Annotated in this window: 18 protein-coding genes; 9 read left to right on the top strand and 9 right to left on the bottom strand. The window is 72.9% G+C overall.

Annotated features, from left to right (window positions below):
• The first annotated feature begins 199 nt into the window (after window positions 1-199).
• From ACZ4YY_RS26760 to ACZ4YY_RS26750, 3 genes are all read left to right on the top strand, one after another.
• Window positions 200-1,993, top strand: a complete 1,794-nt coding sequence (locus ACZ4YY_RS26760; RefSeq protein WP_468295253.1) for a DEAD/DEAH box helicase — start codon at window positions 200-202, stop codon at window positions 1,991-1,993.
• Window positions 1,994-2,320: 327 nt separating this feature from the next.
• Window positions 2,321-2,962, top strand: coding sequence for an IclR family transcriptional regulator (locus ACZ4YY_RS26755; protein ID WP_468295249.1), 642 nt, complete (start codon window positions 2,321-2,323; stop codon window positions 2,960-2,962).
• Between the two features lie 711 nt (window positions 2,963-3,673).
• Window positions 3,674-4,465 carry a S16 family serine protease gene (locus ACZ4YY_RS26750; protein ID WP_468295246.1) on the top strand — a complete coding sequence of 264 codons (792 nt, stop codon included), beginning with the start codon at window positions 3,674-3,676 and terminating at the stop codon, window positions 4,463-4,465.
• Window positions 4,466-4,597: 132 nt separating this feature from the next.
• Here ACZ4YY_RS26750 and ACZ4YY_RS26745 read toward each other — a convergent pair whose 3' ends face one another.
• The 4 genes from ACZ4YY_RS26745 to ACZ4YY_RS26730 are packed head-to-tail and all read right to left on the bottom strand — an operon-like array spanning window position 4,598 to window position 7,800.
• Complete coding sequence (locus tag ACZ4YY_RS26745) at window positions 4,598-5,416, bottom strand: ABC transporter permease (RefSeq protein ID WP_468295243.1); 819 nt, start codon at window positions 5,414-5,416, stop codon at window positions 4,598-4,600.
• On the bottom strand, window positions 5,413-6,660 hold the full coding sequence (locus ACZ4YY_RS26740; protein WP_468295239.1) for an ATP-binding cassette domain-containing protein: 1,248 nt from the start codon (window positions 6,658-6,660) through the stop codon (window positions 5,413-5,415). Before ACZ4YY_RS26740 ends, ACZ4YY_RS26745 begins: the two co-directional genes overlap by 4 nt.
• Window positions 6,653-7,300 (bottom strand): ABC transporter permease, encoded by a 648-nt coding sequence (locus ACZ4YY_RS26735; protein WP_468295236.1) that lies wholly within the window; start codon window positions 7,298-7,300, stop codon window positions 6,653-6,655. Before ACZ4YY_RS26735 ends, ACZ4YY_RS26740 begins: the two co-directional genes overlap by 8 nt.
• Before the next feature lie 5 nt (window positions 7,301-7,305).
• Window positions 7,306-7,800, bottom strand: coding sequence for an Lrp/AsnC family transcriptional regulator (locus ACZ4YY_RS26730; protein WP_468295233.1), 495 nt, complete (start codon window positions 7,798-7,800; stop codon window positions 7,306-7,308).
• Between the two features lie 123 nt (window positions 7,801-7,923).
• On the opposite strand from ACZ4YY_RS26730, the gene hppD reads away from it, so the two are divergent.
• A complete protein-coding gene (gene hppD / locus ACZ4YY_RS26725; RefSeq protein WP_468295229.1) occupies window positions 7,924-9,069 on the top strand; it encodes a 4-hydroxyphenylpyruvate dioxygenase in 1,146 nt (381 codons plus the stop codon).
• Window positions 9,070-9,091: 22 nt separating this feature from the next.
• Here hppD and ACZ4YY_RS26720 read toward each other — a convergent pair whose 3' ends face one another.
• Complete coding sequence (locus tag ACZ4YY_RS26720) at window positions 9,092-10,537, bottom strand: tetratricopeptide repeat protein (RefSeq protein ID WP_468295227.1); 1,446 nt, start codon at window positions 10,535-10,537, stop codon at window positions 9,092-9,094.
• A 92-nt stretch (window positions 10,538-10,629) separates the two neighbouring features.
• Here ACZ4YY_RS26720 and ACZ4YY_RS26715 point away from each other — a divergent pair, with 92 nt between their 5' ends.
• A complete protein-coding gene (locus tag ACZ4YY_RS26715; RefSeq protein ID WP_468295221.1) occupies window positions 10,630-12,036 on the top strand; it encodes an FAD-binding oxidoreductase in 1,407 nt (468 codons plus the stop codon).
• A gap of 39 nt (window positions 12,037-12,075) precedes the next feature.
• Here ACZ4YY_RS26715 and ACZ4YY_RS26710 read toward each other — a convergent pair whose 3' ends face one another.
• Window positions 12,076-12,501 (bottom strand): SsgA family sporulation/cell division regulator, encoded by a 426-nt coding sequence (locus tag ACZ4YY_RS26710; protein ID WP_468295216.1) that lies wholly within the window; start codon window positions 12,499-12,501, stop codon window positions 12,076-12,078.
• A gap of 262 nt (window positions 12,502-12,763) precedes the next feature.
• Here ACZ4YY_RS26710 and ACZ4YY_RS26705 point away from each other — a divergent pair, with 262 nt between their 5' ends.
• Together ACZ4YY_RS26705 and ACZ4YY_RS26700 are read left to right on the top strand one after the other, a co-directional pair.
• Complete coding sequence (locus ACZ4YY_RS26705; RefSeq protein ID WP_468295213.1) at window positions 12,764-14,443, top strand: RDD family protein; 1,680 nt, start codon at window positions 12,764-12,766, stop codon at window positions 14,441-14,443.
• Between the two features lie 99 nt (window positions 14,444-14,542).
• Window positions 14,543-15,235: an RDD family protein gene (locus tag ACZ4YY_RS26700; RefSeq protein ID WP_468295209.1), complete on the top strand. Its 693-nt coding sequence runs from the start codon at window positions 14,543-14,545 to the stop codon at window positions 15,233-15,235.
• Between the two features lie 67 nt (window positions 15,236-15,302).
• On the opposite strand, the gene ACZ4YY_RS26695 is transcribed toward ACZ4YY_RS26700, so the two are convergent.
• A complete protein-coding gene (locus tag ACZ4YY_RS26695) occupies window positions 15,303-15,572 on the bottom strand; it encodes a hypothetical protein (protein WP_468295206.1) in 270 nt (89 codons plus the stop codon).
• Window positions 15,573-15,921: 349 nt separating this feature from the next.
• Between ACZ4YY_RS26695 and ACZ4YY_RS26690 the strand changes: the two genes are divergently transcribed.
• Window positions 15,922-18,273 (top strand): immune inhibitor A domain-containing protein, encoded by a 2,352-nt coding sequence (locus ACZ4YY_RS26690; protein WP_468295203.1) that lies wholly within the window; start codon window positions 15,922-15,924, stop codon window positions 18,271-18,273.
• A gap of 121 nt (window positions 18,274-18,394) precedes the next feature.
• Complete coding sequence (locus ACZ4YY_RS26685; RefSeq protein WP_468295200.1) at window positions 18,395-18,748, top strand: hypothetical protein; 354 nt, start codon at window positions 18,395-18,397, stop codon at window positions 18,746-18,748.
• Here ACZ4YY_RS26685 and ACZ4YY_RS26680 read toward each other — a convergent pair.
• Together ACZ4YY_RS26680 and ACZ4YY_RS26675 are read right to left on the bottom strand one after the other, a co-directional pair.
• Window positions 18,738-19,328 carry an isochorismatase family protein gene (locus ACZ4YY_RS26680; RefSeq protein ID WP_468295195.1) on the bottom strand — a complete coding sequence of 197 codons (591 nt, stop codon included), beginning with the start codon at window positions 19,326-19,328 and terminating at the stop codon, window positions 18,738-18,740. The genes ACZ4YY_RS26685 and ACZ4YY_RS26680 overlap by 11 nt on opposite strands.
• A 289-nt stretch (window positions 19,329-19,617) precedes the next feature.
• Window positions 19,618-20,964: a nicotinate phosphoribosyltransferase gene (locus ACZ4YY_RS26675; protein WP_468295192.1), complete on the bottom strand. Its 1,347-nt coding sequence runs from the start codon at window positions 20,962-20,964 to the stop codon at window positions 19,618-19,620.
• Between the last annotated feature and the right edge of the window lie 27 nt (window positions 20,965-20,991).

Raw genomic sequence — 20,991 nt, 5'->3', positions numbered from 1 at the left:
CCGGGCGGCGCCGAGCCGGGTGTCGTGCCCGGTTCCCCGGCTCCGTGACAGCCGGGCGGCCGCGCCCGGCTGTGACCTCGGTCCCACCCGCCGCCGACCCGGCCTCGTCCGCGCGTTCGCGGGTCCGCGCCGCCGGTAGGGTGGCCCGGTTGTCATACGTAGCCGTGACCCGAGCCGCCCGACCCCCGAACCGGAGACCGTGACTACTACCGCCGCTTCGTCCTCGCACCATCTGTCTCCCGCCTTCCCCGGCCGTGCGCCGTGGGGCACCGCCAGCAAGCTGCGCGCCTGGCAGCAGGGGGCGATGGAGAAGTACATCCAGGAGCAGCCGCGTGACTTCCTCGCCGTCGCCACGCCCGGCGCCGGCAAGACGACCTTCGCGCTGACGCTCGCCTCCTGGCTGCTGCACCACCACGTCGTACAGCAGGTGACCGTGGTCGCGCCGACCGAGCACCTGAAGAAACAGTGGGCGGAGGCGGCGGCCCGGATAGGGATCCGGCTGGACCCCGAGTACAGCGCGGGCCCGCTCAGCAAGGACTACCACGGTGTCGCCGTGACGTACGCGGGCGTCGGCGTGCGGCCGATGCTGCACCGCAACCGCAGCGAGCAGCGCAAGACGCTCGTCATTCTCGACGAGATCCACCACGCCGGTGACTCCAAGTCGTGGGGCGAGGCCTGCCTGGAGGCGTTCGAGCCGGCGACCCGGCGGCTGGCGCTCACCGGTACGCCGTTCCGGTCCGACACCAACCCGATCCCCTTCGTGACGTACGAGGAGGGGAACGACGGGATCCGGCGGTCCGCCGCCGACTACACCTACGGGTACGGCAACGCGCTGGCCGACCACGTCGTCCGGCCCGTCATCTTCCTCTCCTACAGCGGCAACATGCGCTGGCGGACCAAGGCCGGCGACGAGATCGCCGCCCGGCTCGGCGAGCCGATGACCAAGGACGCGATCAGCCAGGCCTGGCGCACGGCGCTGGACCCGCGCGGCGAGTGGATGCCGAGCGTGCTGCGCGCCGCCGACCAGCGGCTCACCGAGGTCCGGAAGGCGATTCCGGACGCGGGGGCGCTGGTCATCGCCTCCGACCAGGACTCGGCGCGCGCCTACGCCAAGCTGATCCGCGAGATCACCGGGACGAAGGCGACGCTCGTCCTCTCCGACGACGCCGGCGCCTCGAACCGCATCGACGAGTTCAGCAACAGCACCGACCGCTGGATGGTCGCGGTCCGCATGGTGTCCGAGGGCGTCGACGTGCCCCGGCTCGCGGTCGGGGTGTACGCGACGACGATCTCCACGCCGCTGTTCTTCGCGCAGGCCGTCGGGCGTTTCGTACGGTCCCGGCGGCGCGGCGAGACCGCCTCGGTGTTCCTGCCGACCGTGCCCGACCTGCTGGGTTTCGCCAACGAGATGGAGCGCGAGCGCGACCACGTCCTCGACAAGCCCAAGAAGGAGGGCGAGGAGGACCCGTACGCCGAGTCCGAGAAGGAGATGGACGAGGCGAACCGGGAGCAGGACGAGGACACCGGCGAGCAGGACATGCTGCCCTTCGAGGCGCTGGAGTCCGACGCCGTCTTCGACCGGGTGATGTACAACGGCGCCGAGTTCGGTATGCAGGCCCACCCGGGCAGCGAGGAGGAGCAGGACTACCTCGGCATCCCGGGGCTGCTGGAGCCCGAGCAGGTGCAGCTGCTGTTGCAGAAGCGGCAGGCGAAGCAGATCGCGCACAGCAAGAAGAAGCCGGACGCCGAGGCCGACCTGCTGGAGCTGCCCGCGGAACGGCGGCCGGTCGTCTCGCACAAGGAGATGATGGAGCTGCGCCGGCAGCTCAACACGATGGTCGGCGCGTACGTCCACCAGAGCGGCAAGCCGCACGGGGTGATCCACACCGAGCTGCGGCGGGTGTGCGGGGGGCCGCCGAGCGCGGAGGCGACGGCGGGACAGCTGCGGCAGCGGATCGCCAAGGTGCAGGAGTGGGCCACCCGCATGAAGTGACGGGCCGCGGGCTCCTCCCCCGGGGGCGTGCCCGCGGCGGGCCGGTGCGTCGTGCGCCGTATGTATCGGGACAAAAGCAAGTACTCCCTCCCGGCCACTGACCGGATTCTGGACGGAGCCTTCCGCTCAGCGAACCTGCTTCGCTACTGTCCCGCTACGCACACGCCCCGTGGCAGCGCCGCCGCGGAGCGCAGCCGTGAAGCGACTGGGCCCGGACACGCCGGGCCCCTCTGCCGATCGGCGGCCTCTGAAGCGCGTCACTGACGGGACTCGGTGACGCATCCGCCGCCAGGAGGCCGCCGACCTCACCACTAAGGAGTGGGCGTCGTGACCGCGGAGACCTCCCAGACGCTCGACCGGGGACTGCGGGTCCTCAAGCTGCTGGCCGACACGGACCATGGGCTGACCGTCACCGAACTGTCCAACAAACTCGGAGTGAACCGGACCGTCGTGTACCGGTTGCTCGCCACGCTGGAGCAGCACGCCCTCGTCCGCCGTGACCTGGGCGGGCGAGCCCGTGTCGGGCTGGGCGTGCTCAGGCTCGGCCGCCAGGTGCATCCGCTGGTCCGGGAGGCCGCGCTGCCGGCGCTGCGGTCGCTGGCCGAGGACATCGGCGCGACCGCGCACCTGACGCTGGTGGACGGGGCGGAGGCGCTGGCCGTCGCCGTCGTCGAACCGACCTGGACGGACTACCACGTGGCGTACCGGGCGGGGTTCCGGCACCCGCTGGACCGGGGGGCGGCGGGCAAGGCGATCCTCGCGGCCCGGCAGCGGTCGCTGGCGGACCCGGGGTACACGCTCACGCACGGCGAACTGGAGGCGGGGGCGAGCGGGGCTGCGGCACCGCTGCTCGGGGTGACCGGGGTCGAGGGGAGCGTGGGCGTGGTGATGCTGGCCGACGCCGTACCGGAGAGGGTGGGGCAGCGGGTGGTGGACGCGGCGCGGGAGGTCGCGGAAGCACTGCGCTGACACCGGGCCCGAGGGGGTTGCGGCGCAGCACGTCAGAGGCGGGCATGCGCGAGACCCGCGGAGAACGACGCGGCGGCCACCCGGCACGTAGGGCGCGGCGGATTCGCGCGCCGGGTCACCTGGCACGTCAGGGGCGTGGCGGATTCGCGCGCCCGGTCACCCGGCACCTCAGGGCGCGGCGGATTCGCGCGCCCGGTCACCTGGCACATCAGGGGCGCGGAGATCCGCGAGCCCCGCGGGGGTCGGCCACCGGCCACCCGGCATCTGAGGGCCCGTGGAGATCGGCGAGACCTTCCACCCGGCACCTCAGGGGCGCGGGCATCCGCGAGCCCGGCCCACCCGGCACCTCAGGGCGCGGCGGATTCGCGCGCCCGGTCACCTGGCATATCAGGGGCGCGGAGATCCGCGAGCCCCGCGGGGGTCGGCCACCGGCCACCCGGCATCTGAGGGCCCGTGGAGGTCGGCGAGACCCCCCACCCGGCACCTCAGGGGCGCGGGCATCCGCGAGCCCGGCCCACCCGGCACCTCCCGGCGGCGGAGAACGGCACCTCCCGTGCACGGGGAGCCGCGCGGCCGGTCCCCGTCCCCGCGGCCGCTCCTCGGCTTCGGGGCGGTGGCCGGTCTCCCCGTGCCCGCGGCCGCTCCTCAGCTCCGTGCCCGTAGCCGCACTCAGCTTCGGGGCGCCGTCATCCCGCACGTTAGATTGACCCCGTGCTCTCTCGCCTCACGCGTCCCCAGGCGCTCGCCCTCTCCGCCGTCCCGTTCGTGGCGCTGCTCGCCGCCGCCGGGCTGGCGCCGCTGCCGTTCTCCGTGGCGCAGCCCGGGATGACCGCGAACGTCCTCGGGGAGAACAAGGGCACGCCCGTCATCACGATCTCCGGTGCGCCCACCCGCACGACCACGGGACAACTGCGGATGACGACGATCGAGGCGACCGGCCCGGACACCCCGGTCTCGCTGGACGACGTCGTCGACGGCTGGTTCCGCACCGACCGGGCGGTGCTGCCGCGGGACTCGGTCTACCCGAGCGGCGAAGACACCGAGGAGATCGAGCGGCACAACACCGAGCAGATGAAGAAGTCCCAGGACGCCGCGACCGTGGCCGCTCTGACCTACCTCGGCCGCACCGACGACGGCATCAACGTGACGCTGCGGCTCGCCGACGTCGGTGGGCCCAGCGCGGGCCTGCTGTTCTCGCTGGGGATCATCGACAAGCTCCACGGCGACGGCAGCGGCGGCGACCTCACGGGCGGCCGCAGCATCGCCGGCACGGGCACCATCGACGCGGCCGGCAGGGTCGGCGCGGTCGGCGGCGTCGCCCTGAAGACGCAGGCCGCCCGCCGGGACGGCGCGACCGTCTTCCTGGTGCCGAAGGACGAGTGCTCCGACGCCCGGTCCGAGCTGCCGAAGGGCCTGCGACTGATCCCGGTCGGCACGCTCAAGGGCGCCGTCGACTCCCTGGTCGCGCTGGGGACCGGCAAGGGCACCGTGCCCTCCTGCTGACGGCGAGCCCCTCACGTGTCCCTCTGCGCGTGATCCGTCCCGCCGGCAGGTGCATGCCGTCGCGCTCCGCATGCCGGGAAGCCCGTCCGCGCGGTGGGCGAACTCGACCGGCGCACCGCAGCGGCGTCCTTCTCACCGCCCCGCCTCCAGTCCGCGCGGCCGCAGCAGCGCCTCGGCCAGCGAGGCCAGCCAGTCGACCAGCAGCGCCAGAGCCACGGTCAGGACGGAGCCCAGCACCAGCACCGGCATACGCCGGCCGGTGATGCCGGCGGTGATCAGCACGCCGAGCCCGCCGCCCCCGCCGAAGGCCGCCAGGGTGGCGGTGCCGACGTTCAGGACGAGCACCGAGCGGAGACCGGCCAGGACGAGCGGGACCGCCAGCGGCAGTTCCACGCGGGTGAGCACGCCGAGCGGGGACATGCCGATCCCGCGGGCCGCCTCCAGCAGCGTCGGGTCGTTCGCCCTCAGACCCGCGACGGTGTGGCAGAGCACCGGCAGGACGGCGTAGGCGGTGATGGCGAGCATGGCCGCCGCGCGGCCGGTGCCCAGCCAGATCACCAGCAGCGCGAGCAGACCGATGGCGGGGGCGGCCCGGCCCGCGCCGGCCAGGGTCAGCACGACGGGGGTGGCCCTGCGGAGGGCCGGCCGGGTCAGCAGGACGCCCAGCGGGACGGCGGTGATCAGCACGAAGAAGGTCGGGATCACCGTCAGCTCGACGTGCTGCCACAGGGCCTTGGACACCTGCCCGTGGGCCAGCGCGCTCTCGGAGACGGTGTCCAGGTCCGCCTGCCGGAACCACAGCAGGGTCGCGAGCAGCAGCGCGACCAGGAACGCGGGCACGAGGGTCAGTTTCGGCCAGCCGATGCGGCGGCGCGGGGGAGCGGGCGGCGCGGCCGGGGGTGCGTCCTCCGCGTCCTCGGCCGGCCGTCCGTCCAGTGCGAGGACGCTCACGCCGTCGCCTCCCCGCCCCGCCCCTCGCGATCGGCGTGCGGCTGCGCGGCCCGGGTCCTCTCCCGTGCGCGCCGCGCCTCCAGCGCCTCCACGCGGTCGGCCTTCAGCAGTTCGTGCACGGAGTTCACCAGCGTCTCCAGGTCGAGGACCCCGGTGTACTCGCCGCGCCGCCCGGTGACCGCGACCCGCCCGGCGTCGTCGCCGAGGACCGCTTCCAGCGCATCGCGCAGAGTGGCGTCGAGGGTCACCGTGTCGTGCACGGGCGTGCCCGCTCGGGCCAGCGAGCCCCCGGCCCGCACCAGGTCTCCGCGCCGCAGCCACCTGTGGGGCCGGGACCGCCCGTCCAGCAGCAGGATCCCGTTCGTCCCGCTGGAGCGCAGCCGGTCGAAGATGCGCTGGAGGGAGTCGTCGACGCTCACCGTCGGACAGTCGGTGACGCCGACGTCCCGCACCCGGGTGAGGTTCAGCCGCTTCAGCGCGGCTCCCGCGCCCACCAACCCGGAGACGAAGTCGTCGGCCGGACGGGTGAGGATCGCCTCCGGGGTGTCGAACTGGGCGATGCGCGAACGCTCGCGCAGCACGGCGATCCGGTCGCCCAGCTTGATCGCCTCGTCGAAGTCGTGGGTGACGAACACGATCGTCCTGCGCGGCTCGCGCCGGAGCCGGATCAGCTCGTCCTGGAGGTGGTCGCGGGTGACCGGGTCGACCGCGCCGAACGGCTCGTCCATCAACAGCACCGGCGGGTCGGCGGCGAGCGCCCGGGCCACGCCGACGCGTTGCTGCTGGCCGCCGGAGAGCTGGCGCGGATACCGGCCGTGGAACTCGCCGGGGTCCAGCCCGACCAGGTCGAGCATCTCCTCCACCCGGTCCCGGATCCGCGTCCTGGACCAGCCGATCATCTGCGGCACCAGGGCGATGTTCTGCGCGACGGTCATGTGCGGGAAGAGCCCGCAGGACTGGACGGCGTAGCCGACCGTGCGGCGCAGCTTCACCGGGTCGATGCCGGTGACGTCCGCGCCGTCGATGCGGATGCGGCCGGCGCTCGGCTCGATCAGCCGGTTGATCATCTTCAGGGTGGTGGACTTGCCGCAGCCCGAAGGTCCGACGAGGACGACCGTCTCGCCCGCCCTGACCTCCAGGCTGACGTCCTCCACGGCCGGCCGCGGGTCGCCCGGATAGCGCTTGGTGAGGCTCTCCAGCTCGATCGTGGCGCCGTGGGACTCGGCGCGGAGGGCCTCAGACACGGATCCCCCTGGGGATGGTCAGCCGTCCGATCAGGACGTACGCGGCGTCGAACAGCAGGGCCAGCACGATGATCCCGAGCGTTCCCGCGAGCACCTGGTTGAGGGCGTTCGCACTGCCCGGCGAGGCGATGCCGCGGAAGATCTCGTTGCCGAGGCCGGGCCCGAAGGCGTAGGCGGCGACGGCCGCGATGCCCATCAGCATCCGGGTGGAGACGCGGATGCCGGTGAGGATCGGCGGCCACGCCAGCGGCAGCTCGACCCGCAACAGCCGGGCCCTGCGCGACATGCCGATGCCGCGCGCCGCGTCCACCAGGGCGGGGTCGACGCCCCGCAGCCCGACGATCGTGTTCCGCACGATCGGCAGCAGCCCGTACAGCGTCAGCGCGATCACCGTGGGCGCCACGCCCAGCCCCACCACCGGGATCAGCAGACCGATCGCGGCCAACGACGGGACGGTCAGGAACGTGGAGGCGGCGAGGCCGGCGAGGTCGCCCGCCCGTTCGCTGCGGTAGGTGACGAGCCCGACGCACACCCCGAGGACGGTCGCCACCACCAGGCACCGCAAGACGGTGCCGGCGTGCTGGCAGGCTTCGGTGAGCAGGTGCTGGTGACGGTCGGCCAGGTACTCCCAGAAGCTCACACGCCTCACCCCACGTCGTGGCCAGGTCCCTCCCGGTCCTCCGCCGCCTGCTCCACCAGCGGGATGATCCGCAGGGGAACGGGGTTCTCCATCACGATCGCGGTGGAGGCCCGGACGATGCCATCAAAACCGACGACCCGGTCGATGACCCGTTGGAGATCGGCATTGGAGCGGGCCACCAGCCGGCACATCATGTCCCCGGTGCCGGTCGTGGTGTGCAGTTCCAGCACCTCGGGCACGGTCGCCAAGTGGGCCCGCACGTCGGCCCCTTGGCCCTGCCGGATCTGGAGCGTGGCGAAGGCGGTGACGGGGTAGCCGAGCGCCGCCGGATCCACCTCGGGACCGAATCCGCGGATGACTCCGTTCGACTGAAGCCGGTCCAGCCGTGCCTGCACGGTGCCCCGGGCCACGCCCAGCCGCCGTGACATCTCCAGCACCCCGATGCGCGGTTCCCGCGCCAGCAGCACGATGATCCGGCCGTCCAGACGATCGATCGCCATGCCCGCCTCCCCGATGGTCAGCCTGTACAGAAAGCCCGCCGAAACCGCCGTACCACTGAGCAGACTGCTCAGCTGATGCGACAACTATTGCGCACCTTGCGGGACGGGGTGAGGCTCTTGTCCATGACGCAGACCACACACCACACTCCCGACACCGCCCGGCAGGCCGACCCCTTCCCGGTCAAGGGAATGGACGCGGTCGTCTTCGCCGTGGGCAACGCCAAGCAGGCGGCGCACTACTACTCCACCGCCTTCGGCATGCGGCTGGTCGCCTACTCCGGACCGGAGAACGGCAGCCGCGAGACCGCGAGCTACGTGCTGGAGAACGGCTCCGCCCGCTTCGTGTTCACCTCGGTGATCAAGCCGTCCACCACCTGGGGCCACTTCCTCGCCCGGCACGTGGCCGAGCACGGCGACGGCGTGATCGACCTCGCCGTCGAGGTCCCGGACGCCCGCGCCGCGTACGCCTACGCGATCGAGCACGGCGCCCGCTCGGTCGCCGAGCCGTACGAGCTGAAGGACGAGCACGGCACGGTGGTGCTGGCCGCGATCGCCACGTACGGCGAGACCCGCCACACGCTCGTCGACCGCTCCGGCTACGACGGCCCCTACCTGCCGGGGTTCGTGGCCGCGCAGCCCATGGTCGAGCCGCCCGCCCAGCGCACCTTCCAGGCGATCGACCACTGCGTCGGCAACGTGGAACTCGGCCGCATGAACGAGTGGGTGGAGTTCTACAACAAGGTCATGGGCTTCACGAACATGAAGGAGTTCGTGGGCGACGACATCGCCACCGAGTACAGCGCGCTGATGTCGAAGGTCGTCGCGGACGGCACCCTCAAGGTCAAGTTCCCGATCAACGAGCCCGCCGTCGCCAAGAAGAAGTCGCAGATCGACGAGTACCTGGAGTTCTACGGCGGCGCGGGCGTCCAGCACATCGCGCTGAACACCAACGACATCGTGCAGACGGTCCGCACCATGCGCGCGGCCGGCGTCCGGTTCCTGGACACCCCCGACTCCTACTACGACACCCTCGGCGAGTGGGTCGGCGACACCCGCGTCCCCCTGGAGACCCTGCGCGAGCTGAAGATCCTCGCCGACCGCGACGAGGACGGCTACCTGCTGCAGATCTTCACCAAGCCGGTCCAGGACCGCCCGACCGTCTTCTTCGAGCTGATCGAACGGCACGGCTCCATGGGCTTCGGCAAGGGCAACTTCAAGGCCCTGTTCGAGGCGATCGAGCGCGAGCAGGCCAAGCGCGGCAACCTCTAGGAACCCCGGAACCGACGCCGCCTCACGACAGCTCCTCCGGGACGTCGTCCACCGACGGCTCGCCCAGCGCCGCCAGCGCCGCGCGGGCCGTCGGCGCGTGCAGCGGCGAGAAGTACGGGTTGATCCGCAGCGCCTCCCGCAGATACCGCCGGGCCGGCCCGGTCCGCCCCAGCTGCCGCTCGATCATCCCCCGGTGGTAGGCGAACGGCGCACTGCGCACCGTCCCCTCGTGCTCCTTGTCGGTGGCGATCACGGCGTACCGCAGCCCCTCCCGGGACCGCCCCGCCCGGTGCAGCACCCACCCCAGCGCGTCGGCCACCTCGACGCCCGGCTGCCGCCGCCACTCGGTGCTCAGCCGCCGCACCGCCGCCTGCGGATCCCCGTGGTCCGCCTCGAAGCGGCCCAGCAGCAGCGCACCGTCGACCCCGCCGGTCCCGTCCCGCCGCACCCGCTCCCGCAGCAGGTCGTACTGCACCCTCGCCGGCCGGGTCAGCCCCAGCGACTCGTACAGCTCGCCCAGCTCCAGCGCGTACCCCGGCAGCGGCTGCCGGGCGAGCGCCATCCGGTAGACGGTCACCGCCTCCGACGTCCGCCCGAGCGCCGCCAGCGCCCGCCCCTGCCCGGCCTGCGCGGCCCGCTGGTCGGGGTCGAGACGCACCGCCTCCTGGAAATGCCGCAGGGCCACCTCGCGGTCGCCGCGCTCGAAGGCCAGCTGCCCGGCCCGCTCCAGCCACGCGGCCCGCTCGGCGGGCGTGGACGCCCCGGCCACCGCGTCGGCCAGCAGGGCCGCCGCGTCCTCGCGCCAGCCCCGGTCCCGATAGACGGCCGCCGCCCGCGCCAGCACCACCGACCCGGTGCGCAGCTCCATCAGCCGGTCCAGGGCGGCCCGGGCCCTCTTGAGGTCGCCGAGACCCGTGTACGCGTCGATCAGCTGCGGGTAGGTCGCCCACCGCTTCGGCTCCGCCTCGCGCGCGGCCTCCGCCCAGGTCCGCGCCGCCCGGAAGTCCCGGCGCGCCACGGCCAGCGCGGCCAGCCCGTCCAGGGCCCGGGCGTTGCCCCGCGGCCGGACCTCCAGCGAGGTGCGCAGCGCCCGCTCGGCCCTCGGGTAGCGGCCGGCGGCGTCGGCGGTGCGCCGGCCCTGCTCGAGGTAGGCCGCGCCGAGGACCGCCCAGGAGCGCGCGTCCCGCGGATGCTCCCGTACGCGCGCCTCCTTCGCCTCGATCAGCACCGCCAGGTCGGGCAGGGCGGCCGCCACCCCCGAACGGACCGCCGCGTGCGCCTGCGCCCCCGGGGCCGGCGCGGCCGCCCGCCGCCCGGCCGGCTCACCGGGCAGGCACAGCAGCACCCCGCCCAGCACCAGGCAGCCGGCCAGCGAACCGACGAGCACCCGCCGGCGCAGCCGCGCGCGGGCGTCCCCCTCCCGCAGCGGTCGCTCGGGGGCGGCTTCGGTCTCCACGGCGCTCTCCATGGCGCTCACTGTGCGTCAGCACGACGACCGGGGGCCGGTATGGGCCGGGTGCCGCAGACGGGGTTCACACCGATGGCCCCGGGTGCGACGCTGTGATCATGAGCCGTATCGAAGCCCCGCGCGACGAGGTGACCGGCAACCTTGTGGACCGGCTGCGCGACGGCCTGCCCGCCGAGGTGATCCTCACCGACCCCGACGTCACGGCCTCCTACGCCCACGACATGGCCGGCTTCTGCCCGGCCGGCACACCCGCCGTGGTCGTCCTGCCCCGCACGGCCGAGGACGTCCGGCACGTCATGCGCGTCGCGACCGCGCTGCGCGTCCCGGTCGTCCCGCAGGGCGCCCGCACCGGCCTGTCGGGCGCCGCCAACGCCTCCGACGGCTGCATCGTGCTGTCCCTGACGAAGATGGACCGCATCCTGGAGATCAACCCGGTCGACCGCATCGCCGTCGTGGAACCGGGCGTCGTCAACGCGACGCTCTCCCGCGCGGTCGGCGAACACGGCCTGTGCTACCCGCCGGACCCCTCCAGCTGGGAGATGTGCACGATCGGCGGCAACATCGGCACCGCCTCCGGCGGCCTGTGCTGCGTGAAGTACGGGGTGACCGCCGAGTACGTCCTGGGTCTGGACGTCGTCCTCGCCGACGGCAGGCTGATGTCCACCGGCCGCCGCACCGCGAAGGGCGTTGCCGGGTACGACCTCACCCGCCTCTTCGTCGGCTCCGAGGGCTCGCTCGGCATCGTCGTCCGCGCGGTCCTGGCGCTGAAGCCGCAGCCGCCCGCGCAGCTCGTCCTGGCGGCGGAGTTCGCCTCCGGCGCCGCCGCCTGCGACGCCGTCTGCCGGATCATGGAGGGCGGCCATGTGCCGTCCCTCCTCGAACTCATGGACCGTACGACGGTGAAGGCCGTCAACGCCCTGACCCGCATGGGCCTGCCCGAGACCACCGAGGCGCTGCTGCTCGCCGCGTTCGACACCCCGGATCCTGCCGCCGACCTGGCCGCGGTCGCCGCGCTGTGCGAGGCCGCCGGCGCCACCCAGGTCGTCCCGGCGGAGGACGCGGCCGAGTCCGAGCTGTTGCTGCAGGCCCGCCGGTCGTCGCTCGTCGCCCTGGACGCCGTCAAGGGCACGACGATGATCGACGACGTGTGCGTGCCCCGCTCCCGGCTCGGCGACATGATCGAGGGCGTCGAGCGCATCGCCGAGAAGTACCGGCTCACCATCGGCGTCGTCGCCCACGCCGGTGACGGCAACACCCATCCGACGGTCTGCTTCGACGCCCAGGACCGCGACGAGTGCCGGCGGGCCCGCGAGTCCTTCGACGCGGTCATGGCGCTCGGCCTGGAACTCGGCGGCACGATCACCGGGGAGCACGGCGTGGGCCTGCTGAAGAAGGAGTGGCTGGCGCGCGAGATCGGCCCGGTCAACCTGGAGATGCAGCGGGCCGTCAAACAGGCCTTCGACCCGCTGGGCATCCTCAACCCCGGCAAGCTCTTCTGACCCCGGCCCCTCCCGCGGTCCCGGCACCCCGACGGCGGCTCACGCCCCCCTCTCACGGTGGAGCAGATCGGCCAGCGCGTCGTCGATGCCGAGCTGCTCGCCCTCGGTGCCCGGGGCGACCACCCGCAGCGTCCGCTCCAGCCAGGCCGAGACCTGCGCGGCCGGCGCCTCGAGCAGGGCGTCGCCGTCGGGTGAACTCAGCCCCATCAGCACGACGCTGCGCCCGTCCACCTTCGTCGGCCACACCCGCACGTCCCCCTGCCCGCACGGCCGGAACACCCCCTCCACCAGGAGCTCTCGGGCGAACGTCCAGGTGACGGGGTGCTCGGAGGTGACGTGGAAGGTCACGTGCACGGCGAAGGGGTCGTCGCTGCGGTAGGCGAGCCGGGCCGGGACCGGGACGCCGTGCTCCGGCGACAGGACGAGCCGCAGCTCCAGTTCGCGTTCCACCACGGTGGGGTGCATGTCCGTTCTCCTCTTGCTCCTGGTCGGGGCCGGTTGTGTACGGAGGGTCCGTACGCAGGGGAGAGCGGGGCGGGGCCCGAGCGTTACGCGGGTCGGGAGAAATTTCTCACCGGGTTCGTCCCGGCCGGTCCGAACGTGTGAAGGGCGTGCACGGGGTTGCCCGGAAAGGGGCGGGTCCGGCGGGAGTTGCGGTGGGGGTTGCGCTCGTCTGATAGATGTGGAGGCCCCCATCCCACCCCCGAGCAGATACGGGACGACGGACATGAGCGCCCCAACCCCGGCCCCCGGCGACGACAGGCCCCGCGAAGGGTATTACCCGGACCCGTCCATCCCTGGATACGTCCGGTACTGGAACGGCGCCTCCTGGGTGCCGGGCACCAGCCGACCGGCGCCGTCCGACGGCGAGCCGCTCTCGGACCCGGCGCCCGCGGCCGTCCCCGCGGTGGAGGAGACCGGCCCGCACTTCTTCGACGAGGACCCGGCCCCGGCCGAGCGCTTCGACGACCGGTCCGAGCCCGCCCCGGCGTGGGGCGCCGACCGCTCCCATCAGTCCGGCTTCGGCGGCGACCAGGACCGCAGGGTCTCCTGGGGCGCCCCGCAGGGCGCGGACCCGAGACTCCCGGCGGCCCCGCCGGACGGCCGCGCGGCGAGCACGGAGGGGACGGCGACGATCCCGCCCGCGCAACCGGCGCCCGACGGCACGTTCGTCTTCCGCCGTCCGACGGCCGGAGCCGCGGCCCCCGCCGACACCTCCGACCCGGGGACGATGACCTTCCGCCCGCGCACCGACACCCCGGCGACACCCGCCGGTGACCCGGCCGAGGGCGGTGCTGCTCCGGGCGCCGGCGCGGCGGGCTTCGGCCCGGCGGGCGGGTCGGGCGCCGGCGGGTCGGGCGGTGCTGTTCCGGGCGCCGGCGCGGCGGGCTACGGCCCGCAGGGAGCGGCCGGTGCCGGTACCGCGTTCGGCGCGCAGGGCCCCGCCGCAGCCGCGACCGGGGTGGGAGGCGGTGCCGGAGCCGGATCCGCCGCAGGTGTCGGAGGACCCGCCTTCGCCCCCCACGCTCCCGCCCCGGCCGTGGGCGGTGTGGCCCCGCACGCTCCCGCCCCCGCCGTCGGCGGTGTCGCCCCCGCCCCGCAGCCCTCCGCGGGGTCCGCCCCCGCCCCCGCCAAGGCCGGCTTCGGGGCGGGCAAGGCCGCCGCCGAGCGGGCGGCGGCAGCCCAGGCGGCCCCCGTCCCCGCCCCGCCGGGACCCGCCCAGGCGTCCGCCCCGGGCCTGCCCGCGCAGTCCACCGGCCCGCAGCCCGGCGGAGCCCCGATGAGCACCGGTCTCGGTGGGGGGCAGCCCTCCTGGGCCCAGCAGGTGCACCGGCTGGCGGAGGCGGGCGGGGAGGACCAGCCCGTCGCTCCCTGGAAACCGCCGGTGGACGACGTCTTCCAGGCCGCCGCGCGGCGGCAGGCGGCGGCCCGTCCGGCGGGGCTCGGCAAGCGGCTGGCGGCGCGCCTCGTCGACACCCTCGTCCTCGCCGCCGTGACCTCCGCCGCCGCCGTCCCCCTCGGCACCCGGGCCGTGGCGCACGTCAACGGCAAGATCGACGCGGCGAAGCTCACCGGGGAAACCGTCACCGTCTGGCTGCTGGACGGCACGACGTCCGCCTACCTCGGCATCGTCCTCGCCGTACTGCTGGTCTTCGGGATCGTCTACGAGGCACTGCCGACCGCCAGGTGGGGCCGCACGCTGGGCAAGAAGCTGTTCGGCCTGGAGGTGCGGGACATCGAGGGCCACGAACCGCCGTCCTTCGGCGCCGCCCTGCGCCGCTGGCTCGTCTACAGCGTGCCCGGTCTGCTCGCCGTCGGCGTGCTGGGTGTCCTGTGGTGCCTGTTCGACAAGCCGTGGCGGCAGTGCTGGCACGACAAGGCCGCGCACACGTTCGTCGCGGGCTGACCGGCCGCTCGCCCGTACGGCGAGGGGCCCGTCCGTCGGCGTACCCCGGACGGCCGCTCGCCGGATGCGCGGCGCGGGCGTTCGCGGTCGACTCGGGCCATGACGACCCAACCGCCCCCCGGTTCCGGCGGCGAGCCGCCGGAGGACGACCCGTTCAGGAAGCAGCCCCCGCAGCAGCCCCCGTACGGTCCGGGGCAGGGCGCGCAGGGCCCGCCGGGCTCCCCGTACGACAGGCCGCCCGGCGGCGGTCCCGGTGGACAGCCCCCGCCGTACGGGGGCGGCGGCCCGGGCGGCCCGTACGGGGGCGACCCGTACGGCGGTTACCCCTCCGACCCGCTCGCCGGCATGCCGCCGCTCGCCGACAGCGGCAGGCGCACCCTCGCCCGCATCATCGACATGATCATGGTCGCGGTCGTCGTCTGGCTGCTGACCTGGGCCTTCCGTGTCAACGAGTACACCATGGACGGTGACCGGATCGAGGTGGGCAAGTCCTTCGCACAGTCCCTCGTCGCCGCCGTCCTCTACATCGGCTACGACACCTTGATGACCGCACGGGGCGGGCAGACGCTCGGCAAGAAGTGGCTGGGCATGCGGGTGGCCGACCTCGACAACGGCTCCACCCCGTCGATGCAGACCTCGCTGGTGCGCGCCCTGGTGCTGTGGGTGCCGTTCGCGTTCTGCTGCGCCTGTCTGTGGACGGCGATCTGCGGCGGCTGGAGCTTCTTCGACAAGCCGTACAAGCAGGGCCTGCACGACAAGGCGGCCAAGACGGTGGTGGTCAGCACCGGCTGACGCCCCGGCAGCGCGCGCGGCTCAGGGCCCGTGCCGGGTGCCCGGCACGGGCCCTGTACCGCGTCGTTCAGGGGGCCGACGGTTCCCGGACCGGCTCGGGCGCCGCGGCGACCGGGACGGGCACGGGCGAGACCGGACCGGAGCGGGCCACGACGACGGGGGTGCGCCGGGGCACCGGCAGCCTCAGGGCGACCAGTACGCCGAGGGCGACCGCGGTGACGGCGATGACCCCGATCACGGGGCCCGAACCGGTCTGCGACAGCAGCAGCATGGCGAGCGCCGAGAGGATGACGGTGCAGGAACCGTATGTGAGCTGTGCGACAGTCGGACGAGGCATGGCAATCGTGTCCTCGGGAACGGGGGCGATCTCGACTCTATTCGGCTGCATGCCCGAGGGGAACGAGCAGTAAGCGTGACCTAACCCACGGTGCCGGTGCACAGGGGGCGCACGGAGTCATGCTGTCCACTCCCCGGACAGGTCTGCGCGCCCGTCAAGTGACGTTCATGCGTCCGCAATACGAACATCGACTCCCAATAATGCAGTTGTCCTGCTCAAGTCAAGGTCTGTCTTTTCTTCTCAACCAGTAGTCAAATGACGTCACTTGACTACACGCGTATAACCGCACGCGGACTTCCCTTGACATGGATCCCTCTCCGCGTGGCAGGACGCGTGGGGGAGGCATCAAGTGACCAGTAGATCCTGGACGTTCAGGACGGCCGCCACGGTCGTCGCCCTCGCGGCGGCCTCGGCGACGTTCTCGACGTTCGCCGTGGCCCAGGCCGCCGACAACCCGTCGGCGAAGGCTCCGGCGGTGGACCGGCAGGACCCGCAGCCGGCCGAGGTCCACGAACACGACTTCGACGGGCCGCTCAGCAAGAGGCAGGAGGCCCAGCGCGAGGAGGCCCTCAAGCAGGTCATCACCGGCGAGGCGACCGTGACGAACCGTGAGGGTTCGAAGGTCGTCGAGCTGGACAGCCGCAGGGGCGACAGCAAGTACGTCGAGCTCGGCCGCGAGAAGACCGACAAGATCTTCACGATCCTGGTCGAGTTCGGCGACCAGGTCGACCCGCGTTACGGCGGCACCCCCGGCCCGCTGCACAACCGGATAGCCCAGCCGGACCGCAAGCAGAACAACAGCACCGCCTGGCAGGCGGACTACGACCAGAAGCACTTCGAGGACCTCTACTTCGGCACCGGCCCCGGCGTCGAGTCGCTGAAGAAGTACTACGAGAAGCAGTCCTCGGGCCGCTACTCGGTCGACGGCGAGGTCACCGACTGGGTCAAGGTCCCCTACAACGAGGCCCGTTACGGCTCCAACGACGCCGCCACCGGCGCCTGGTACGCCGTGCAGGACGGCGTCAACGCCTGGGTCGCCGAGCGCAAGGCCGCCGGCGCCGACAGCGCCGAGATCAAGGCGGAGCTCGCCGAGTTCGACCAGTGGGACCGCTACGACTTCGACGGCGACGGCGACTTCAACGAGTCCGACGGCTACATCGACCACTTCCAGATCGTGCACGCCGGTGAGGACGAGTCCGCGGGCGGCGGCGCCCAGGGCGCGGACGCCATCTGGGCGCACCGCTGGTACGCCTTCGGCACCGACGCCGGCTCCACCGGCCCCGACACCAACAAGCTCGGCGGCGCCCAGATCGGCGACACCGGCATCTGGGTCGGCGACTACACCATCCAGCCGGAGAACGGCGGCCTCGGCGTCTTCGCCCACGAGTACGGCCACGACCTCGGCCTGCCCGACGAGTACGACACCTCCGGCGGCGGCGAGAACTCCACCGGCTTCTGGACGCTGATGTCCTCCGGTTCCTGGCTCGGCACCGGCAAGGACTCCATCGGCGACCTGCCCGGCGACATGAACGCCTGGGACAAGCTCCAGCTCGGCTGGCTCGACTACGACGTCGCCAAGGCGGGCGTGAAGTCCACCCACAAGCTGGGTCTGGCGGAGTACAACACCAAGAACGCGCAGGCCCTGATCGTCGAGCTGCCGAAGAAGACGGTCAGCACCGACGTCGTCGTCCCGGCCCAGGGCGCCACCCAGTGGTGGAGCGGCAGCGGTGACGACCTGCGCAACACGCTCACCCGTTCGGTCGACCTGACCGGCAAGTCGTCGGCGGCGCTGACGCTGGACGGCTGGTGGGACATCGAGACGGACTACGACTTCCTCTACACCGAGGTGTCCACCGACGACGGCGCCACCTTCACGCCGATCGACGGCAAGCTCGCCGACGGCAGCGCCGTCCCGCGCGACGGCAGCGGCAAGCCCGCCCTGACCGGCACGGTCGACGCCTACCAGAAGCTGACCTTCCCGCTGGACGCCTACGCGGGCAAGAAGGTCACCCTGCGCTTCCGCTACGCCACCGACGGCGGCGTGGCACAGAAGGGCTTCGCGGCCGACCAGATCACCGTGACGGCCGACGGCGCGCCCCTGTTCTCCGACAACGCGGAGAGCGCGGACGCGGCCTGGACGGCGAACGGCTTCTCCCGCATCGGCGCGGCCATCACGGACGACTACGAGCAGTTCTACATCGCGGAGAACCGCCAGTACGTGTCGTACGACAAGACCCTCAAGGTCGGCCCGTACAACTACGGCTTCTCCACGACCCGTCCGGAGTGGGTGGAGCACTACCCGTACCAGAACGGTCTGCTGATCTGGAAGTGGGACACCTCCCAGGCGGACGACAACACCAGCCAGCACCCGGGCGAGGGTCTGATCCTGCCGATCGACTCCCACCCGACCGCGCTGAAGTGGGCCGACGGCACGCCGATGCGCAACCGCATCCAGGCCTTCGACTCCACGTTCAGCTGGTGGCCGACGGACGCGATCACGCTGCACAAGGACGACGTCGCCACGAAGATCAAGGCCCGTCCGGGCGTCCCGTTCTTCGACGACAGCCTGTCGGACTACTACGACGAGTCGATCCCCCTCGCCGGCGTCAGGATCACTGACACCAACACCTCGATCAAGATCGTCAACGAGCCCCTGAGCGGCTCGACGATCACGGTCAAGGTCGGACCGTCGCTCAAGTAGACGACGTTTCCGCAGGTCAAATGCGTATCGGCGGTGACCCACTGGCGGGTCGCCGCCGATCGTGTTTAGGTGCCTCCTGTGCTTTTCTTATTGACACCGATACACACGGGGGTGTGACCGCATGGCCGCAGGAGGTTTCTGCAAGCTGCCCAACGGCTCGGTGGTGGTCGCGCTGAACCTGCCCAGTCCCGCCGCCGACGGAGCGGCCGCCGTGCGCGTCCTCGTCCTCGCCCAGAACCGCGCCCGAGCCCTGACCAGGCTCCGCAACCTGGGCCTGCGCGCCGTCTACCTGCGGGGCAACGCGGCCCCGCCCAGCCCGGACGAGATCACGGCGGTCCTGCACCACCCGGACGGTCTCGTCTGGCGCACCGCGCCCGGCAACACCGTCCCGGCGGTCCCGGAGCTGTGGCACCCGATCCGCGCCCTGCTGCGCCGCCCGGCGGCGGCCACGCAGGCCCCCGGCACTACCGGTTGACGACCGGCTTGCCGGACAGCTCCACGCCCGCGGCCCGCAGCTCCTCCAGCGCCCGCTCGGTGCTCTCGCGGGTCACTCCGGCGGTCAGGTCGAGCAGGACGTGCGTGCGGAAGCCCTCGCGGGCCGCGTCCAGCGCGGTGGCCCGCACGCAGTGGTCGGTGGCGATGCCGACGACGTCCACCTCGTCGATCTCCCGGGCGCGCAGCCAGTCGCCCAGCGTGACGCCGTTCTCGTCGGTGCCCTCGAAGCCGCTGTACGCGGCCGAGTAGGCGCCCTTGTCGAAGACGGCGTCGATCGAGCCGGAGGCGACCGCCGGCGCGAAGTTCGGGTGGAAGCCCACGCCCTCGGTGCCCGCGACGCAGTGCGCGGGCCAGGAGTGGACGAAGTCGGGGTTGTCGGCGAAGTGTCCGCCGGGTGCGATGTGGTGGTCGCGGGTGGCCACGACATGCCGGTACCCGGCGGGGGCCTGCCCGATCAGCTCGGTGATCGCGGCGGCCACGTCGGCACCCCCGGCCACCGCGAGGCTGCCCCCCTCGCAGAAGTCGTTCTGCACGTCTACGACGATCAAGGCGCGGCGCATGGTGGGTGTCCTTCGACTGTGGGTGAAGTAATTGAGCGTAGAGACTTCGGCGGCGCTGGGGGAGGGGGCGTCCCCCGGCCGGTGGCTCCGGCGGAGAAACCGGCCGGGGCCGGCAGTCCCCCAGCGGGTGCGTCGGAAGTCCTGTGCGGTGCCCGCGGTGTCCGGTGCGTGCGTGCTCTCGGCGTGCCGGACGAAGGCGCTCGTACCGGATGTACTCGTGCTTTCGGCCGGTGCGGCGCGAGGGCGTGCCGGGCGCCGTGGGTGCTGTACAGGGACTTCGAAACACCCCCTAGCTACCCGACCGTCCCTGTACGTACTCCGTCGGGATGACGGGTTCCCCGCGGGAGAGCTGTGTCGCGGACAGCGGCAGATTGGCGCGGGCCGCCAGGTGGCGGTCGCGGACGACGTCCAGGGGCTCGCGGGCGACCGTCTCGCCGCCCCTGACCAGCTCGACCAGCAGCTGCCGGCCGGCCAGCTCGGCGGGGACCGGGCCCGTGCCGACGACCTCGGCCTCCGCGACCCCTTCGGCGTCCAGGCGTCGCGCGGCCCACTTGCGGCCGCCGACCGAGGTCTTGCCGCCCGAGGACTTCTTCGCCACCGGCACCAGCGGCGCCTTCGGCTCGGCGGACTCGGCGCGGGCCACCAGCTTGTAGACCATGGAGCAGGTCGGGTGCCCGGAGCCGGTCACCAGCTGGGTGCCGACGCCGTACGCGTCCACGGGGGCCGCGGCCAGCGAGGCGATGGCGTACTCGTCGAGGTCGGAGGTCACGATGATCCTGGTGTCGGTGGCGCCCAGCTCGTCGAGCTGCTGGCGCACCCGGTGCGCGACCAGCAGCAGGTCGCCGGAGTCGATGCGCACCGCACCGAGCTCGGGCCCGGCCACCTCCACCGCGGTGCGGACGGCCTCGGCGACGTCGTAGGTGTCCACGAGGAGGGTCGTGTGCCCGCCCAGGGAGTCGACCTGCGCCCGGAAGGCGTCGCGTTCGGTGTCGTGCAGCAGGGTGAAGGCGTGGGCGGAGGTGCCGACGGTCGGAATGCCGTAGCGGAAGCCCGCCGCGAGGTCGGAGGTGGTGCTGAAGCCGCCGACGTAGGCGGCGCGGGAGGCGGCGACGGCGGCCAGCTCGTGGGTGCGGCGGGCGCCCATCTCGATCAGCGGGCGCTCCCCGGCGGCCGAGGCCATCCGGGAGGCGGCGGCCGCGATCGCGGAGTCGTGGTTGAGGATGGACAGGATCACGGTCTCCAGGAGGACGCACTCGGCGAAGGAGCCCTCGACCCGCATGACCGGCGAGCCCGGGAAGTACACCTCGCCCTCCGGATAGCCCCAGATGTCACCCGAGAAGCGGTACGTGCCCAGCCAGTCGAGCGTCTCCTCGTCGACGATCCCCCGCTCGCGCAGGAAGCCCAGGACGCCCGCGTCGAAACGGAAGTTCTCCACGGCGTCCAGGACACGCCCGGTGCCGGCCACCACGCCGTAGCGCCGCCCCTCGGGCAGCCGTCGGGTGAACACCTCGAACACGCTGCGCCGTCCGGCGGTGCCCGCCTTCAGCGCGGCCTGCAACATCGTCAACTCGTACTGGTCGGTGAACAGTGCCGTCGAGGGCACGTCGACCGGCAACCCAAGGTCCGCAGTGTTCATGACGATGCATCGTACTCCCTTTTCGTC

This window comes from Streptomyces sp. NPDC030143 (assembly GCF_055573695.1).
The sequence above is the reverse complement of the archived record's forward strand: the minus strand, read 5'-3'. Positions and strand labels throughout refer to the sequence as shown.

Excerpts from the sequence above, each read along its gene's own strand:
- ACZ4YY_RS26695 (WP_468295206.1), bottom strand. The coding sequence starts at position 15,572 with ATGCCTCGTCCGACTGTCGCACAGCTCACATACGGTTCCTGCACCGTC.
- ACZ4YY_RS26730 (WP_468295233.1), bottom strand. The coding sequence starts at position 7,800 with ATGGCGATCGATCGTCTGGACGGCCGGATCATCGTGCTGCTGGCGCGG.
- ACZ4YY_RS26700 (WP_468295209.1), top strand. The coding sequence starts at position 14,543 with ATGACGACCCAACCGCCCCCCGGTTCCGGCGGCGAGCCGCCGGAGGAC.
- ACZ4YY_RS26675 (WP_468295192.1), bottom strand. The coding sequence starts at position 20,964 with ATGAACACTGCGGACCTTGGGTTGCCGGTCGACGTGCCCTCGACGGCA.
- ACZ4YY_RS26680 (WP_468295195.1), bottom strand. The coding sequence starts at position 19,328 with ATGCGCCGCGCCTTGATCGTCGTAGACGTGCAGAACGACTTCTGCGAG.
- hppD (WP_468295229.1), top strand. The coding sequence starts at position 7,924 with ATGACGCAGACCACACACCACACTCCCGACACCGCCCGGCAGGCCGAC.
- ACZ4YY_RS26720 (WP_468295227.1), bottom strand. The coding sequence starts at position 10,537 with ATGGAGAGCGCCGTGGAGACCGAAGCCGCCCCCGAGCGACCGCTGCGG.
- ACZ4YY_RS26710 (WP_468295216.1), bottom strand. The coding sequence starts at position 12,501 with ATGCACCCCACCGTGGTGGAACGCGAACTGGAGCTGCGGCTCGTCCTG.
- ACZ4YY_RS26685 (WP_468295200.1), top strand. The coding sequence starts at position 18,395 with ATGGCCGCAGGAGGTTTCTGCAAGCTGCCCAACGGCTCGGTGGTGGTC.
- ACZ4YY_RS26705 (WP_468295213.1), top strand. The coding sequence starts at position 12,764 with ATGAGCGCCCCAACCCCGGCCCCCGGCGACGACAGGCCCCGCGAAGGG.